Source organism: Actinomadura luteofluorescens, assembly GCF_013409365.1.
Taxonomy (GTDB): Bacteria; Actinomycetota; Actinomycetes; order Streptosporangiales; family Streptosporangiaceae; genus Spirillospora; species Spirillospora luteofluorescens.
Map to the genome: position 1 here is coordinate 4,775,133 of NZ_JACCBA010000001.1, position 16,056 is coordinate 4,791,188.

Consider the following 16,056-nt stretch of genomic DNA (forward strand, 5'->3'; position numbering starts at 1 on the left):
GAACAGGCTTGTCTTTTTAAGATTGCCCACAAATCCCCGTAATCCGGACGCGGGTGCGGTGTCTACTCCTTCGGTGAGCAAGCGACCTCCGAAGGTTGTGGTGAGATGCGGGCCTTGGGTTGGATGGCGTGGTGGTAGCGGGCGTGGGGACGCGGCCGGACGCCGACCTTCTGGCGGCCGCCGCGGAGGGCGACGAGGAGGCCTCGGACGAGCTGTTCCGGCGGCACCACACGGCGGTCCTGCGGTACGCACGCGGGCTGGTCCGCGACCAGCACCTCGCCGAGGACCTGACGAGCGAGGCGTTCACCCGCACGTTCGCGGCGATGCGCCAGGGCGGCGGACCCCGCGACGCCTGCCGGCCCTACCTGTACACGGTCGTGCGCAACACGGCCACCGACTGGGCGCGCGGCGCCCGCCGCACCGTCGTGACCGACGAGGTCGCCGAGTGGGCGTCGGACTCCGAGGACGAGCCACCGGACGTCGACGAACTGGACGCGCTCGTCCGCGCCTTCCGGTCGCTGCCCGAACGGTGGCAGACCGTCCTCTGGTACACGGTCATCGAGGACGAGCCCGTCGGGCAGGTCGCGGAGCTGCTCGGCATGGAGAAGGGCGCGGTCTCCCAGCTCGCGTTCCGCGCGCGGGAGGGGCTGCGGCAGGCGTTCCTCGTCGCCGGCTCGGGGGGACGTCCGGAATGCGCGGAGTTCACCGCCCAGCTCGCCGCGAGCGTCCGCCGTCCCGGCCGCCGGCGCAGCCGTGCCCTGCGACAGCACCTTGAGTCCTGCGAGGAGTGCCGACGGGCCGCCAGGGAGATGGCCGATCTCAACGGGCGGCTGCGGCGCGCCCTGCCGATCGGCGCCGTCCTGCTGGGGGCGCCGTCGGCATCGCTCGGCTCGCTCGGGCCCCTCGCCCCGGCGGCGTCCCTGCCCGGCTGGGCCCTCCCTGCCGCGGTGGCCGGCGGCGTCGCCACCGGCATCGCGATCATCCTGTTCACCACGGTCGGCGGCGGCCCGGGCGAGGACCCGCGCGCCGCACCGCCTCCCGCGACCCCCACCCCGGCGAGCTCGGCTCCGGCGGACGTCGCCCAGCCCGACTACACCGTCGGCACGCGCACCCCCGGAAGCGCCAGCAGGGGCCCAGGACGCGGCGGTGCCGCGTCCGGCGCAGGCCCGTTCCGCGTGCGGAACACGACGCTGCAATCGTGCCTGGCGCCCAACGGCACGTCGGTCGTTCAGCGCTCCTGCGCCGACAAGGCGACTGGTTGGAAGCGCAAGAACACCGGCGGCGGATTCACCCTGGCGAGCAGCTCCACCGGACGCTGCCTGAGCCGGGGTGCGCCCGCCGCGGGCGTCCCATGGGAGGGCGGCAGCGAATACTCGGTGGTCATGGCGCCCTGCGGCGGCTCGAACCAGATCTGGAGGCTGGTGCGGTTCGCCCCGTCGGTGTACCGGCTCGCCAACGGCGACGGCTACTACCTTCAGGCGAGCTGGTCGGGCCTGAAGCCGGTGACGCTGAAACCGTCCTCCTACGCGGGCATGGCCGCCCAGGGCTGGGCCGTCGAAGCCTCCGGATGACCCCACCGGAGGTCACCCGTAGCTCAGGCCGCCGCGCGCGGCGGCCGGCTCGGCGACGGGCTCGGCGGCGGGCTCGGCGTTGAGGGCGAGCCACGCGCGCAGCGCCATGTGCAGCTCCAGCCGGTCCGACGCCGCGTGCACGGCGTCCCCGAACAGGTCGTCGAGCTGCCGCAGCCGGTACCGGACGGTCTGCGGGTGCAGGTGAAGGTGGCCGGACACCTCCGTGGCGTTGAAACCATGCTCCAGGCAGGCCAGCAGCGTCTCGGCGAGCCGGTAGCGCGTCGCCGGACGCGCGCTCAGCAGCGGCGCGAGCCGGCGGGCGATCACCTTCTCGACCAGGGCCCGCTCCCGCATCATCACCAGGATCGGCATGTGCCGCTCGGCCGGGATGGGCGCCGCGCCGCCGATCAGGCCCTGGCAGGCCAGCGCCAGGGTCTCCCGCGCCAGCCGCAGCGACGTCCCGACGTCGCCGGTCCCGACCGCCGGGCCGATCGCGGCCGTCCAGCCGTGCAGCTGCCGCTCCAGCATCCGGGCGCGGCCGGGGCCCTCCGGATCCGGGACGATCAGGCAGGGCTCCCCCAGGTGCAGGCCCGGCAGGACGTCCGGGGGCAGCGCCGGGTGCCGCGCGTCGGGGCCGTGCTCGCGCATCGCGACCACCGCTAACGTGCGGGGCAGCGGCCAGTCCGCCTCGCGCGCGGCCTCCTTCAGCTCCGCCGGGGAGGCGCCGTTCAGCAGCAGGTCGAGCAGGTGCCGCCGGTGGTCCCGCAGAGCGCCCGCGGCCCGCGCGGCGGCGTCGGCGTGGCCCTCGGCGACGATCGCCGCCAGCTGGTTCAGGTAGTCGAGCGCCGCGTTGGCGATGGCCGCGACGTCCGCCGGGCTCGTCCGGTACCCCATCCGCTCGGCGCGGTCGGTGAGCCGCTCGACCGCCAGCCCCGTCCCGATCCGCGTCGCCGCCTGCCAGGAGTCGAGCGTCCGCCCCTCGCTGGCCTCGCCGACCCCGATCTGCCGCCAGAACTCCACGACGTCCGCCGACGGGGCGGCGGGGTCGGCCATCAGCTCCAGGAAGTGCCCGATGGCGCACTCCACGCCCAGCTGCACCGCCCTGGCGTAGCGGGGATCGTGCGGCCGGACGAACTCCGGCAGCCGCCCCTCGATCCGGCGCACCGCCTCCGCGGCGATGCCGGGAACGTGCTCGCGAAGATCACCCGCGATCCGGCGGGCGCCCTCGAACGACAGGTCGAGCTCGATCCGCCGCACCGGAAGCCGGACCACCTGGCTGAGGTCGGACATGAGATCTCCTTCGGGGAACGTCGTGCCCGGAGAGACGGCCCGCCCCCGCCCCGATTACGCGGGTCGGCGCGACTTTCTCGTCCGGCCGGACGAGGCCGCGAGGCTCTAGGCTGGCCGGTATGGCGACGGAGGCGTCCGCGACGGCGCGGGCTCGTAAGTGGAAGGACGAGACGCGGCTGGGGCTGGTGCGGCGGGCGCGCCGGATGAACCGGATCCTGGCCGAGACCTACCCGGACGCGCACTGCGAGCTGAACTTCGGCACCCCGTTCCAGCTCCTGGTCGCGACCGTCCTGTCGGCGCAGACCACCGACATGCGGGTGAACCTGACCACGCCCGCGCTGTTCGCCAAGTACCCCACCCCTGAAGACCTGGCCGCCGCCGACCCCGAGGACGTCGAGGCGATCCTGAAGCCCACCGGGTTCTTCCGCGCCAAGACCAAGTCGGTCATGGGCCTGTCGGCCGCGCTGCGCGACCAGTTCGACGGCGAGGTCCCCGGGCGTCTCGATGACCTCGTCAAGCTCCCCGGTGTCGGACGCAAGACGGCCAACGTCGTCCTGGGCAACGCGTTCGACGTCCCGGGCATCACCGTCGACACCCACTTCGGCCGCCTGGCCAGGCGCTTCCGGTGGACGGCCGAAGACGACCCCGTGAAGGTGGAAGAGGAGATCGGCTCCCTCGTCCCGCGCAAGGACTGGACGATGCTGTCCCACAGGCTGATCTGGCACGGCCGCCGGATCTGCCACGCGCGCCGTCCCGCCTGCGGGGCGTGCCCCCTGGCGCGGCTGTGCCCGTCCTTCGGCGAGGGACCGGTGGACGAGGAGACGGCGCGCAAGCTCGTCAAGCCCGGACCGTTCTCGTGAGCGGTTCCCCCGGCCGTCCCGGGAAGGAACGCGGCCGTTCCGGAGTTGGGACCCACGTGACCGACGCCGCCCTCGACTGCCCCGCCTGGCTCGACCGCTTCCGCACGGAGGCGCCGAGGCTCCCCGTGCCGCCCGTGTTCCGGCCCGCCCCCGCCGCCCGCGCCGCCGCCGTCCTGATCCTGTTCGGGGACGGGCCGGGCGGCCCGGACGTCCTGCTCACCGAGCGCGCCGCCACCCTCAACAAGCACGCCGGGCAGCCCGCCTTCCCCGGCGGCCGCATCGACCCCGAGGACGCCGGCCCGGTCGCGGCGGCCCTGCGCGAGGCGTGGGAGGAGGCCGGCGTCGAGCCGTCCGGCGTGGACGTGCTGTGCACGCTGCCGGAGCTGTACCTGTCGCACAGCGAGCACCGGGTCACGCCCGTCGCGGGCTGGTGGCGCGAGCCGTCGGAGGTCGCGCCCGGCCACCCCGGGGAGGTCGCGACGGTCGCGCGGGTCCCGATCAGCGAGCTGGTCGACCCGGGGAACCGGGTGATGGTCAAGCACCCGTCCGGGATCAGGGTCGGCCCCGCGTTCCACGTCCGGGACATGCTCGTCTGGGGGTTCACGGCGGCGCTGCTGACCCAGGTGCTGAGCGCGGGCGGCTGGGACCGGCCGTGGGACACCTCCCGCGTCGAGGACCTGCCCGAGGACGTCGTGAACCTCGCCGCGCGCGACCGGGGAGTGGACGTCGCCACGCGCGACTGAGCGGGTGAACCTCGCCGCACGCGGCTGAGGCGTGTCGTTGTTTCCCACGAAATCGCCCTGCTCGTCCGGCGGTGCCCGTGCGCAGGTCAGACGGCCGTTCGCGGTGCGTGCGGCCGCCGTCACGATCGCGCGTCACTCCTCGCGGCTATCCGGCGCGTCTCAAACTGGTCCATCGAGGGGACGTGAAGCAGCGGCGCGGACCTATACGGTGAAGCGGTGCTGCACGACCACATTCTCGATCTGATCCTGCTCGTGCTCGTCGTGCTGTTCGGAGTCTCGGGCTACCGGCAGGGCTTCATCGTGAGCCTGCTGAGCTTCGTCGGCTTCGTCGGCGGCGGCGTCATCGGGGTCCTGATCGCGCCGCCGATCGCCGAGGCCGCGGTGGACGGCGCCGCGCAGCAGGCGCTGCTCGCCATCGTGGTCGCGTTCCTGTCCGCCACCCTCGGGCAGCTCGTCGCCTCGTCCGTCGGCGCCGTCCTGCGCAACCGGGTGACCGGGATGAACGCCCGCACCGCCGACGCGGTCGGCGGCACGTTCGTCAGCGCGCTGTCGCTGCTGGTCGTCGCCTGGTTCTTCGGCAGCCTGGTCGCCAACTCCGAGTTCAAGCCCGTGCGCACGCAGGTCAAGGGCTCCTCGATCATCAACGGCATCAACGACGTGATGCCCTCGCAGGCGCAGACGTGGTTCGCCTCGTTCCAGGGGTTCGTCAAGAGCAGCGAGTTCCCGCAGGTCTTCAACGGCCTCGGCGGCGAGTCGGTGGTGCAGGTGCCGCCGCCGGACGAGTCCGTCCTGAACACCCGGGGCCTGAAGGCCGCCAAGAACAGCATCGTGAAGGTGGTCAGCACGGCGCCGCAGTGCTCGCGCCGCATCGAGGGCACCGGCTTCGTGTTCGCGCCGCAGCACATCATGACCAACGCGCACGTCGTCGCCGGCGCGCGCGGCTCCTCGGTGGTGGCGACGCTCAACGGCGACACCAACCGCGGGCGGGTCGTGCTGTACGACCCGAAGCGCGACGTCGCCGTCCTCTACGTGCCGGGGCTGAAGGCGCCGGCGCTGGAGTTCGCCAAGGAGGCCCGCGTCCGCGACAACGCGATCATCGCCGGGTTCCCGAAGCAGCAGCCGTTCACGCCCGGGGCGGCCCGGATCCGCGCCCGGCAGACCGCGCGCGGGCCCGACATCTACCACTCCGGCCAGGTCAGCCGCGAGATCTACGCCATCCGCGGCAAGGTCGAGCCGGGCAACTCCGGCGGCCCGCTGCTGTCCACCGACGGCCGCGTCTACGGCGTCATCTTCGCCGCGGCCCTGGACACGCCGTCCACCGGCTACGCGCTCACCGCGGAGGAGGTCGCGCCTGACGCGCGCGCGGGCGCCAACGCCACGAAGCCGGTGACGACGCAGAACTGCTCTGATTAACCGGCGGTGAGGCGGAGCGGGATGGGGCCGTCCTGAGGCTCCTTGGCCAGAGTTCGTGCCCGCTGCACGATTCCCTGGACGTCGATGCCATACGGAGGGGCGTCCTGGTACGGAACCATCCGGTCGGCTGCGCGGCTGAGAAGAGCCTCGGCGCCGCGGGCGTTTCCACGGCGAAGGTGGGTTATCCCTACGGCGACCTGTGCGAGGCCCCGCCAGAGCTCCCGTTCGGGCTCCGGGGCGGCCTTCCAGACCGCTTCCAGTACCTCGTGGGCGTGGAACGGGCGGTCGGCGTCCAGGAGGTTCTGCGCCTCGGCCAGGGCTTCCGCCGGTGGCATGTCGAGGTCGTCGGGCATCGTGGGTATGCCGGTCGTGCCGTGCGGCAGTGGACGTCCGTAGGCGTCCCGTGGGCGTGCGTTGCGTGGGCGTCCCGACTCGTCCCGATCCCGCATGCCTCCACGGTACGCGGGTTCAGCGGCCGGGCCCCGGGTCGGTCAGCCAGTCGAGGAGCTGGGCGTCGAACTCTTGCGGACGCTCCTGGTGGGGGAAATGCCCTGCGCCCTCTATGAGCGCCCAACGGTACGGGGCTTTCACGTAGCGTCCGGAGCCCTGCGCACTGGCCGGAAGGGTGCACGTGTCGAGCGCGCCGTGCACTTGGAGCGTGGCGGCGTGAATGGGGGTGCGCATGCGGTGCGCGTAGCGAATGCCATCTGGGCGGGCCTGGGAGCGGATGAGCCAGCGGTGGTACTCCAACGCGCTGTGGGCGACCCCCGGGATCTGCACGGCCTTCCGTACGAGCCGCTCAGTGCGCTCGTCCGGCCAGTCCGGCCCCGACCAGTCGTGCAGGAGCTTCCCGACCAGCGCCGCGTCGTCGCGGACCAGTCGCCGTTCGGGCCACAGCGGGACCTGGAAGCCGAACGTGTGGCGCGCCGCCCAGCCCTGCCCGCGCGGGTCGCCGGCGACGGACTGCCTCAGCCGCAGCGGATGCGGGGCGCCGACCACCGCCAGCCGCTGGACGATCTTCGGGTGGTAGACGGCCATCGTCCAGGCGAGCAGCCCGCCCCAGTCGTGCCCGACGACGGTCGCGTTCGCCTCGCCGAGCGCGCGGACGAGCCCGGCGGCGTCCCCGGCCAGCGTGACCAGGTCGTATCCGCGCGGCGGCTTGTCGCTGCCGCCGTAGCCGCGCAGGTCGACGGCCGCCGCCCGGTAGCCCGCGGCCGGCAGCGAGACGAGCTGGTGGTGCCACGACCACCAGAACTCGGGGAACCCGTGCAGCAGCAGGACGAGCGGCCCCTCGCCGGCCTCGGCGACGTGGAAGCGCGTCCCGCCGGCGCTGACCTGCCGGTGCGTCCACGGCCCGTCGACCTCGATCAGCGACGCGTCGTGCCCGGACACGGGCCGGTCAGCCCGTCAGCTCGGGCTTGCCGGAGTCGCCGCGGTGGCGCAGCGCGGTGAAGTCGTCCTTCAGCGTCCTGCGGGTCCGCTTCGCTCCCTCGATCTTGCGGATGCGGAAGTACCCGATGGCGAGCAGGACCAGGGCGAGGAGCAGGTACACCCCGGCCACGATGAGGAACGCCGCCCAGTGCCAGATGCCGGCGGCCACCAGCCCGTAGGCGAACGCGATCGACAGCAGGATGACGATCAGCCCGCCGATCAGCGCGGCGATCGTGAACATCACGCTGCCCAGCGCGGCCTTCTTGGCGTCCGCCTTCAGCTCCAGCTTGGCCAGGTCCATCTCGGCCCTGATCAGGTCGGAGACGCTGCTCGACGCCAGGGCGACCAGCTCGCCGAGGGACTTGTCCTCGACGCGCTCGCCCGGTTGTGCCTCGGACATATGGCTTTTCTCCTTAGTCCGGGCGCGCGCGCAGACGCACCCTTCTCCGGAAGACGACGGCCGCGGCCGCCGAGGCGAGAACGCTCGCGATCAGGACCGCAGTCGTCACTCTCTCGAATTGTGACGGGTCGGTATAGGCCAAACCGCCGATCAGCAGCGAAACGGTGAAACCCACCCCGGCCAGGAGCGCGACTCCCGCGATCTCGTGCCAGTGCAGATCCTCCCCGAGGGTGGCAAGACCGAGCCGCACGGCCGTCCACGCCCCGCCGAGGACTCCCACGAACTTACCGATCACGAGTCCGGCGATCACGCCGAGGGCCACCCGGTCGGTGAACACCGCGCCGAGCTGCGCCGCGCCGAGGCCCACGCCGGCCGACACGAAGGCGAACACCGGCACGGCCACACCCGCCGAGAAGGGCCGCAGCGCGTGGTCGGCGCGCTCGGCGTTCGTCGGCCGCCCGTCCGGCGTCTCCTTCGGGCTGGTGAGCATCCCCAGCGCGACACCGGCGACGGTCGCGTGGATCCCGCTGCGCTGCAGGCAGTACCAGGCCAGGACGGCGACGGGCACGTACACCCATGGCGAACGCACGCCCCGGTGCTGGAGCAGCCCGTACACCGCGATCAGCGCCACGCTGACCAGCAGTGGCACCCAGTGCAGGGTGCTCGTGTAGAAGAGCGCGATGATGGTGATGGCTATCAGGTCGTCCACCACTGCCAGAGTCAGCAGGAACGCGCGCAGGGACGCCGGGCATGAGGTGAACGTCACGGCGAGCACCGCCAGCGCGAACGCGATGTCCGTCGCCGTCGGGACCGCCCACCCGACGGACGCGCCCGGCGCGCCCGCGCTCACCGCCAGGAAGATCAGCGCGGGCACCGCCACGCCGGCCGCGGCGGCGATCACCGGCAGCGCCGCGTCCCGCGGATTGCGCAGCTCGCCGTGCGCCAGTTCCTCGCGCAGCTCCAGCCCCGCGATGAAGAAGAACACGGCGAGCAGCCCGCTGGACGCCCAGTGCTGCACGTCCATGTGCCCGAGGTGCAGCCAGTGCGGGCTGATCTCGAACGTCTGGAGGCTCTTGTAGGCGCCTTCCCACGGCGTGTTGGCCCACACCAGCGCCGCGACCGCCGCGAGCAGCATCACCACGCCGCCGATCGTCTCGGTGCGGAGCGCACTGGCGACCTGGGTGCTGTAGCGGACGGTGGGACGGAACGGCCACGTCGCTGCAACGCGACGTTTCATGGGCGGGCGCGCCATAGAGAGAACCCCTGGGAAAGCGGCGGACGTCTGGACAAGGCCACGGCCCGCACAGTCACTACGGGACGTCCCCTTGCCGACCAGACTTCCCGGCGCACCTGATGACATTTTACCTGGTTGGCTCGGTGGGGCGGCCCGGCGCCCCCGGCCCGGGCACGGAAACGGCCCGCGCCCGGCGGTGTGCCGGGCGCGGGCCGTCGCGACCCCTGGGGTGCTCGCCGGGTCAGTCGTCCGACTTGGCGCTGGGCAGCTTCTCGGAGATGAGGTCCATCACCGTGCTGTCCGCCAGGGTCGTGACGTCGCCGATGCTGCGGTTCTCCGCGACGTCCCGCAGCAGCCGTCGCATGATCTTGCCGGAGCGGGTCTTCGGCAGCTCCGGAACGATCATGATCTGGCGGGGCTTGGCGATCGGGCCGAGGGTCTTGGCGACGTGGTCGCGCAGCTCCCGCAGGAAGTCCTCGCCCTCGACGCCCTCGCCGGCGTCGCCGCGCGGGATCACGAACGCCACGATGGCCTGCCCGGTGACCGGGTCCGTCGCGCCCACCACCGCAGACTCGGCGACCTTCGGGTGCGAGACCAGCGCCGACTCCACCTCCGTCGTGGAGATGTTGTGCCCGGACACGAGCATGACGTCGTCCACGCGGCCGAGCAGCCACATGTCGCCGTCCGCGTCCTTCTTGGCGCCGTCACCGGCGAAGTACAGGCCCTCGAAACGCGACCAGTACGTCTTCACGTACCGCTCGTCGTCGCCCCAGATCGTGCGGAGCATGCTCGGCCACGGCTCCCGGACCACCATGAACCCGCCGCCGCCGTCCGGCACCGAGCGGCCCTGGTCGTCCACGACGTCCGCGGCGATGCCGGGCAGCGGGCGCATCGCCGCGCCCGGCTTGCCCTCCGTGACCCCCGGCAGCGGGCTGATCATGATGGCGCCGGTCTCGGTCTGCCACCACGTGTCGACCACGGGGGTCCGGTCGGCGCCGATGTTCTTGCGGTACCAGACGTAGGCCTCGGGGTTGATCGGCTCGCCGACCGACCCCAGCACGCGCAGGGACGACAGGTCGTACTGGGCCGGGATGTCGTCGCCCCACTTCATGAACGTGCGGATCGCCGTGGGCGCGGTGTAGAAGATGGACACCTTGTACTTCTGGATGATGTCCCACCAGCGGCCCTTGTTCGGGGTGTCGGGCGTCCCCTCGTAGATGACGCTGGTCGACCCGTTGGCGAGCGGCCCGTACACGATGTAGGAGTGGCCCGTCACCCACCCGATGTCGGCCGAGCACCAGTAGACGTCCGTCTCCGGCTTCAGGTCGAACACCGCCCAGTGCGTGTAGGCGCACTGGGTCAGATATCCACCGCTGGTGTGCAGGATGCCCTTCGGCTTACCCGTCGTACCCGACGTGTACAGGATGTACAGCGGGTGCTCGGAGTCCATGGGCTCGGCGGTGTGCTCGTCGCTCTGCCGCTCGACGACGTCGTGCCACCACAGGTCGCGCTCGTTCTCGGCGACCTGCTCACCGGTGCGGCGCACCACGAGCACGTGCTCGATCGTCGGCGTCTGCGCGACGGCCTCGTCCACGATGCCCTTGAGGTCGGACGGCTTGCCGCGCCGGAAACCGCCGTCCGCGGTGATGACGACCTTGGCCTGCGCGTCGTCGATGCGCGTCCGGAGGGCCTCCGCGGAGAAGCCGCCGAACACCACCGAATGGGTCGCGCCGATGCGGGCGCAGGCCAGCATCGAGATCGGCAGCTCGGGGATCATCGGCAGGTAGATCGCGACCCGGTCGCCCTTGCGGACGCCCAGTTCGAGCAGAGCGTTGGCGGCCCTGTTCACCTCGCCCTGGAGGTCGGCATAGGTGAGGGTGCGGGAATCGCCCGGCTCGCCCTCCCAGTGGAACGCCACCGTGTCGCCGCGTCCGGCCTCCACATGGCGGTCGACGCAGTTGTAGGCGACGTTCAGCTCGCCGCCTACGAACCACTTCGCGAACGGCGGATTGCTCCAGTCAAGGACGTCGTCCCAGCGCTTCGTCCAGGCGAGCCGGTCCGCCTGCTCCGCCCAGAAGCCCAGGCGGTCCTCGGCGGCGCGCTCGTAGGCGTCGGCCTTGACGTTCGCCGAAGCGGCGAGGTCCGCGGGCGGGGGGAAACGGCGCGTCTCCTGCAGAAGGTTCGACAGTGTTTCTTGGCTCTGGCTCAACGCGAACTCCTTGCTAGCTGAAGCGGGGGTCGCCCGGTATCCCCACTTCACCAGGTAGGTCCCGGTCCCCACAAGGCCGCGATCCCGGTGTCAGGGGGACGGACGCGATCGGCGCTCACGGCTCCGGATCCTGCTTTGTGATGCCCGACACAACGGGCCTTCCCACGTCCGGCCCCGGGGAACCGTTTCCGTTCCACGGCCTGGTGGCCCGCTGCGTGAGCGCTCTGGACGACGGCATAAAGTCAGGCCGTGACCGATGCTCTAGCTGATGTTGCGAACCTTCCCGGCGTCGCCGACTCCGTCGACGAGGCGCGCAAGGCCGTGGACCGGCTGCTCGGCCACCGCGTCCTGCGGCGGCGCAGCGCCGAGGTGTCCACGGAGTCGGCGCTGCGAGGCGCCCGGGCCTCCGCCGTCCTCGACGGCGCCTCGGTCACGCTGGACGAGCTGCGCACCACCGACCATCCGTCCGACCCCCTCGTGCAGGGGGCGCTACGTGTGTCGGCCGAGCTCGGGACGCTGACAGAGGTCTGGCGCAAGGCGCCGCGGCAGGCATTGGCGCGCCTGCACGTCCTCGCTGCGGCGGACGCGGTCGACAGCGCCGATCTCGGACGTCCCCGCTCTGGCGACAGTGTCGTGAAGGACGTTCTCGGATTGGGGGAGCCGCCTTCGCCGTCCGAGGTGGCGGCGCGCCTGGACGTGCTCAGCGGGCTGCTGACCGAACCCACCAAGGCGCCGGCACTCGTGGTCTCGTCGATCGTGCACGGCGAACTTCTGGCCCTGCGTCCGTTCGGCTGGGGAGACGGGATCGTCGCCCGTGCCGCACAGCGGCTCACCCTCGTCGCCCGCGGGCTCGACCCCAAATCCCTGGTCGCGCCTGAGGTCGGCCACCTCGAACTCGCCGACGAGTACGCCGAGGCCCTCCGCGCCTACACGTCCGGTACGTCGGAGGGCGTCGCGCGGTGGATCGTCCACTGCTCCTCGGCCATCGCTGCCGCCGCACGGGATTCGCAGGCGATCTGCGAAGCGTTCATGCGCGGCTGAGAAGGTCACCTGGTGGGGCCATGCTGGTCTCATGGCGGATCGCATGCACGGACGCCCTGCTGCGCCGACGGAGACCACGATCTCGTCGGCGGACTGGGATTCGCGTGACCTGACCGGGGAGCGGCACGACAGCGTCCTCTTCGTGGACGTGGACATGACCGAGGCCAGTGGCACCGGCGCCTTCTTCACCGACTGCACGTTCCGGGGTGTGCGGTTCAACGCGTCCAGCCACACCGACGGGGCCTTCCTGAACTGCACGTTCGTCCGGTGCGGTTTCTTCGACGCCGCCTTCACGGGCTGCAAGTTCGTGGGCAGCCTGTTCGACGGCTGCACCTACGACCTGATGAAGGTCAAGGGCGGCGACTGGTCGTTCACCGGCCTGCCCGGCGCCGACCTGCGACGCGCCACGTTCGCGGACGTGCGCATGCGCGAAGCGGACCTCACCGGTGCCCGCTGCGCCGGAAGTGAGCTGCGCGGGGTCGACCTCTCGGGGGCGTCCCTGCACAAGGCCGACTTCTCCGGCTGCGACCTGCGCGGCAGCGACCTGTCGTCGCTGGACCCGTTCACCGTCGAACTGAGGCGCGCGGTGATCGATCCGTACCAGGCGGTCGTCCTCGCTACGGCGCTGGGGCTGGACGTTCGCGAATAGGCCTGCGGTGGCCTAACGGGGGTGCCGTACAACGCGAACGGCGTCCCTGGGCGGGACGCCGCCGCTGGACACGTCACACCGGGTTACCAAGCGTGCACCTCATATCCGTTGGATCGGGTCAAGCCCGTCTCGACGCGCCTCCCGCGGCTGGTCGCGCGTGGGTACCCGGCTGCCGTGCCCGGACACTCGGTCCGTATGACCTGTCTACGCCCTCTTTGTCCAGATGACAAGCCCCATTCGGAAACGGCCCAGGGCCCGCCGGGCCGGCGCACAAGGGGGACTACGGTGGCCGCCGGCGCCGGGGGAGGCGTATTCCGGACTTCCGCAAAACGGTGTTCGGATCGCGAAATTGATCACTCAGGGTGACCATTTCCCTTTGGTCGCCGATCACGCGAAGGCACAGGAAAGATCTTTAGTTCTCCGGTACGCTCCCACTCCCGTCCCGTTGCACTTCGCGTGCTCCGGAACGGGGGCCCAGTCGAGGCCGGGCGGCGCCCTGCGCCGGCCGCTCCGGCGGATCGTTGTCGCCAGGTGCGAAAAATCGCCACGTGCCGGGCGAGTTTGCGGCTCGACGGAACTCTCGACGATCGGGCAGCATATGTTGTATCCGCCTAGACTCGAGCCCGTGAGTTTGCTTCTTCCATAGAGCGGACTTACACGCGGCTTAGCCCGAACTCCCTGAGACCTTTCTGGGAAAGCGGGCCGGCTCTACCCCCCCGGAGCCGGACCGCCCGGCGACCCCCGCTCTCCCCCCCCGGCGGGGGTCGCCCTGTCGTGAGGCGGCCGGGCGGTGGCCCCGGGGATCCATCCCGCGCCACCGCCCGCCCGCCGCACGGGCGAAGTTATCCACAGTTCGCGGAACCCTCTCGCCGCCTCCCGCGCCCGCCGCAAGGTGGATGTCTCCGAACGTCGAAGGAGCATCCGATGAACCTCGCGGCACTGATCGTCACCGGCGACCCCGCGCTCGCCGACGGCCTCCTGCGCCTCGCCGCCGCCGCGGACGCCCACGCCGAGGTCGCCTACGGCGCCGATGAGGCGAGACCCGCCTGGACCTGGCCCTCCCTCATCCTCGTGGGCGCCGACATCGCCGAGGACGTCGCCGCCGCCGGCCTCCAGCGCCGCCCCGGCGTCGTCCTCGTCACCGGCGGCCCCGCCCCCGACGCCTACCGCCTGGCCGTGGAGGCCGGCGCCCAGGACGTCGTCGCCCTCCCCGACCACGAGGACTGGCTGATCGACGCCTTCGCCGCCGCCTGCGAACCCGAGGGCGGCTGGGCCACCGCCCTCTGCGTCGTCGGCGCCCGCGGCGGCGCCGGGGCCAGCGTCCTCGCGACCGCGCTCGGCCTCGGCGCGGCGGGCCAGGGCCTGCGCACCCTCCTGGTCGACGCCGACCCGTTCGGCGGCGGCGTCGACCTCCTCCTCGGGCTGGAGGCGCACGAGGGCGTCCGCTGGCACGACCTCGCCGAGCGCCGCGGCCGCCTCAGCACAGCGACCCTCCGCGAAACGCTGCCCGGCACGGGCGACCTGTCCGTCCTCTCCTGGCGGCGCGGCGAACCCGTCCCCGTCTCCGAGGAGGCCGTCCGCTCCTTGCTCGACGCCGCCGCCCGCGGCTTCGACCTGGTCGTCGTGGACGTCCCCCGCCATCCCGGCGACATCGGCCGCGAGGCCCTGCGCGCCGCCGCCGTCACGTTCCTGCTCGTCCCGGCCGAGGTCCGCGCCACCGTGGCGGCCGACGGCCTCGCCACCGCCCTCCGCCGCGACACCGCCGACCTGCGCCTCGTCGTCCAGGGCCCCGCCCCGGGCGGCATCACCCCCGACGCGGTGGCGGGCGTCCTCGGCCTTCCGCTCGCCGGCTCCTTCGACCGCGACCGCCGCCTCCCCACCGCCATCGACTCCGGCGACCTCGAACGCGCCTGCCGCCGCGGCCCCCTGGCCGACTTCTGCGCCACCGTCCTGGCCGACCTCGCCCTCCAGCCCTACGCCTACCGGGAGGCGGCGTGACCGGCCTCTCCAGCGCCGTCCGCGACCGGCTTGCCAACACGGGCGGCGAAGCCACCACCGGCCGTGTCGCCGCCGCGCTCCGCGCCGAGGAACGCCTGCTGGGCGACCGCGAAGTCCTCGCGCTGGCCGACGAGTTACGCGCCGAGTTCGTCGGCGCCGGCCCCCTGGAGCCGCTGCTGCGCTCGCCCGACGTCACCGACGTCCTGGTGAACGGCCCCGACGAGGTCTGGATCGACACCGGCTCCGGCCTGGTCCGCACCGCGGTGCGCTTCCCCGACGAGGCGACCCTCCGCCGCCTGGCCCAGCGCCTCACCGCCGCCGCCGGCCGCCGCCTCGACGACGCCTCCCCCTACGCCGACGCCCGCCTCCCCGGCGGCGTCCGCCTGCACGCCGTCCTCCCACCCGTCGCCGCGACCGGCACCTGCCTGTCCCTGCGCCTGCCCCGCCGCCGCGCCTTCACGCTCGACGAGCTGGTCACGGCCCACACCGTCCCGCCCGAGGGCGCCGACCTGCTGGCCGCCCTGATCGAGTCCCGGGCGGCCTTCCTGATCAGCGGCGGCACCGGCACGGGAAAGACGACCTTGCTGAGCAGCCTGCTGTCATTGGCGAACCCGTCCGAGCGCCTCCTCCTGGTAGAAGACTCGGCCGAACTGAAGCCCACCCACCCCCACGTCGTGAGGCTGGAGGCCCGTCCGCCCAACACCGAGGGCGCCGGGGGCGTGACCCTGAACGACCTGGTCCGCCAGGCCCTCCGCATGCGCCCCGACCGCCTGGTGGTGGGCGAGGTGCGGGGCCGCGAGGTAGTGGTTCTCCTGCAAGCGTTGAACACGGGCCACGAGGGAGGCTGCGGCACCCTCCACGCCAACACCGCAGCCGACGTCCCCGCCCGCCTCGAAGCCTTGGCCTGCGCGGCGGGCCTCACCCGAGAGGCCGTCCACAGCCAGCTGGCGGCCGCACTGGACGTCATCGTCCACCTGGTCCGCGACCCGGGCGGAGGCCGCCGCCGAGTAGCCGAGATCTGCCTCCTCCAGCGAGCCCCGAACGGCCTGGTCGGCGTGGTCCCCGCCGTCTCCTTCACCGCCACCGGCGAGACCATCCCCGCCGAGGGCGCGAACGTCCTGACCACTCGCCTGAAAGCCACCCAGCAATGACCGCCCTAACCACTCTCCGCCAAGGGCCACCTGGACCCGCCTGACACCGGCCCCAGAAACCCAGCG

General features: G+C 72.5%; 14 protein-coding genes. 8 read left to right on the forward strand and 6 right to left on the reverse strand.

From position 1 onward, the window contains the following. The first annotated feature begins 131 nt into the window (after nt 1-131). On the forward strand, nt 132-1,571 hold the full coding sequence (locus tag BJY14_RS22230; protein WP_218905550.1) for a sigma-70 family RNA polymerase sigma factor: 1,440 nt from the start codon (nt 132-134) through the stop codon (nt 1,569-1,571). Nucleotides 1,572-1,583: 12 nt separating this feature from the next. Here the strand turns inward: BJY14_RS22230 and BJY14_RS22235 are convergent, their stop codons facing one another. Further along, complete coding sequence (locus BJY14_RS22235) at nt 1,584-2,861, reverse strand: PucR family transcriptional regulator (protein ID WP_179845390.1); 1,278 nt, start codon at nt 2,859-2,861, stop codon at nt 1,584-1,586. A gap of 119 nt (nt 2,862-2,980) precedes the next feature. On the opposite strand from BJY14_RS22235, the gene nth reads away from it, so the two are divergent. The 3 genes from nth (at nt 2,981) to BJY14_RS22250 (ending at nt 5,877) form a co-directional block, all read left to right on the forward strand. Beyond that, nucleotides 2,981-3,721 carry an endonuclease III gene (nth, locus tag BJY14_RS22240; RefSeq protein WP_179845391.1) on the forward strand — a complete coding sequence of 247 codons (741 nt, stop codon included), beginning with the start codon at nt 2,981-2,983 and terminating at the stop codon, nt 3,719-3,721. A 56-nt stretch (nt 3,722-3,777) separates the two neighbouring features. Continuing rightward, nucleotides 3,778-4,464: an NUDIX hydrolase gene (locus BJY14_RS46630; protein WP_179845392.1), complete on the forward strand. Its 687-nt coding sequence runs from the start codon at nt 3,778-3,780 to the stop codon at nt 4,462-4,464. Between the two features lie 216 nt (nt 4,465-4,680). Continuing rightward, nucleotides 4,681-5,877: a MarP family serine protease gene (locus tag BJY14_RS22250; protein ID WP_179845393.1), complete on the forward strand. Its 1,197-nt coding sequence runs from the start codon at nt 4,681-4,683 to the stop codon at nt 5,875-5,877. Here BJY14_RS22250 and BJY14_RS22255 read toward each other — a convergent pair. From BJY14_RS22255 to acs, 5 genes are all read right to left on the reverse strand, one after another. Next, nucleotides 5,874-6,230, reverse strand: a complete 357-nt coding sequence (locus BJY14_RS22255; protein ID WP_246396039.1) for a DUF309 domain-containing protein — start codon at nt 6,228-6,230, stop codon at nt 5,874-5,876. The two genes, BJY14_RS22250 and BJY14_RS22255, sit on opposite strands and share 4 nt — an antisense overlap. Before the next feature lie 115 nt (nt 6,231-6,345). Beyond that, nucleotides 6,346-7,269, reverse strand: a complete 924-nt coding sequence (locus tag BJY14_RS22260) for an alpha/beta fold hydrolase (RefSeq protein WP_179845395.1) — start codon at nt 7,267-7,269, stop codon at nt 6,346-6,348. 7 nt (nt 7,270-7,276) lie between these two features. Beyond that, nucleotides 7,277-7,708: a phage holin family protein gene (locus BJY14_RS22265; RefSeq protein ID WP_179845396.1), complete on the reverse strand. Its 432-nt coding sequence runs from the start codon at nt 7,706-7,708 to the stop codon at nt 7,277-7,279. Between the two features lie 13 nt (nt 7,709-7,721). Beyond that, entirely contained in the window at nt 7,722-8,945 is a 1,224-nt protein-coding gene (gene nhaA, locus BJY14_RS22270) for a Na+/H+ antiporter NhaA (RefSeq protein ID WP_179845397.1), read from the reverse strand. A gap of 238 nt (nt 8,946-9,183) precedes the next feature. Further along, nucleotides 9,184-11,151 (reverse strand): acetate--CoA ligase, encoded by a 1,968-nt coding sequence (gene acs, locus BJY14_RS22275; RefSeq protein ID WP_179845398.1) that lies wholly within the window; start codon nt 11,149-11,151, stop codon nt 9,184-9,186. A gap of 249 nt (nt 11,152-11,400) precedes the next feature. Here acs and BJY14_RS22280 point away from each other — a divergent pair, with 249 nt between their 5' ends. The 4 genes from BJY14_RS22280 to BJY14_RS22295 all read left to right on the forward strand — a co-directional run bounded on the left by BJY14_RS22280 (nt 11,401) and on the right by BJY14_RS22295 (nt 15,990). After that, on the forward strand, nt 11,401-12,192 hold the full coding sequence (locus BJY14_RS22280; protein WP_179845399.1) for a Fic family protein: 792 nt from the start codon (nt 11,401-11,403) through the stop codon (nt 12,190-12,192). Between the two features lie 31 nt (nt 12,193-12,223). Continuing rightward, nucleotides 12,224-12,841, forward strand: coding sequence for a pentapeptide repeat-containing protein (locus BJY14_RS22285; RefSeq protein WP_179845400.1), 618 nt, complete (start codon nt 12,224-12,226; stop codon nt 12,839-12,841). A 924-nt stretch (nt 12,842-13,765) separates the two neighbouring features. Next, nucleotides 13,766-14,839, forward strand: coding sequence for a septum site-determining protein Ssd (ssd, locus tag BJY14_RS22290; RefSeq protein WP_179845401.1), 1,074 nt, complete (start codon nt 13,766-13,768; stop codon nt 14,837-14,839). After that, nucleotides 14,836-15,990 (forward strand): TadA family conjugal transfer-associated ATPase, encoded by a 1,155-nt coding sequence (locus BJY14_RS22295; protein ID WP_179845402.1) that lies wholly within the window; start codon nt 14,836-14,838, stop codon nt 15,988-15,990. The genes ssd and BJY14_RS22295 overlap by 4 nt, the downstream gene beginning before the upstream one ends. The last annotated feature ends 66 nt before the right edge of the window (nt 15,991-16,056 follow it).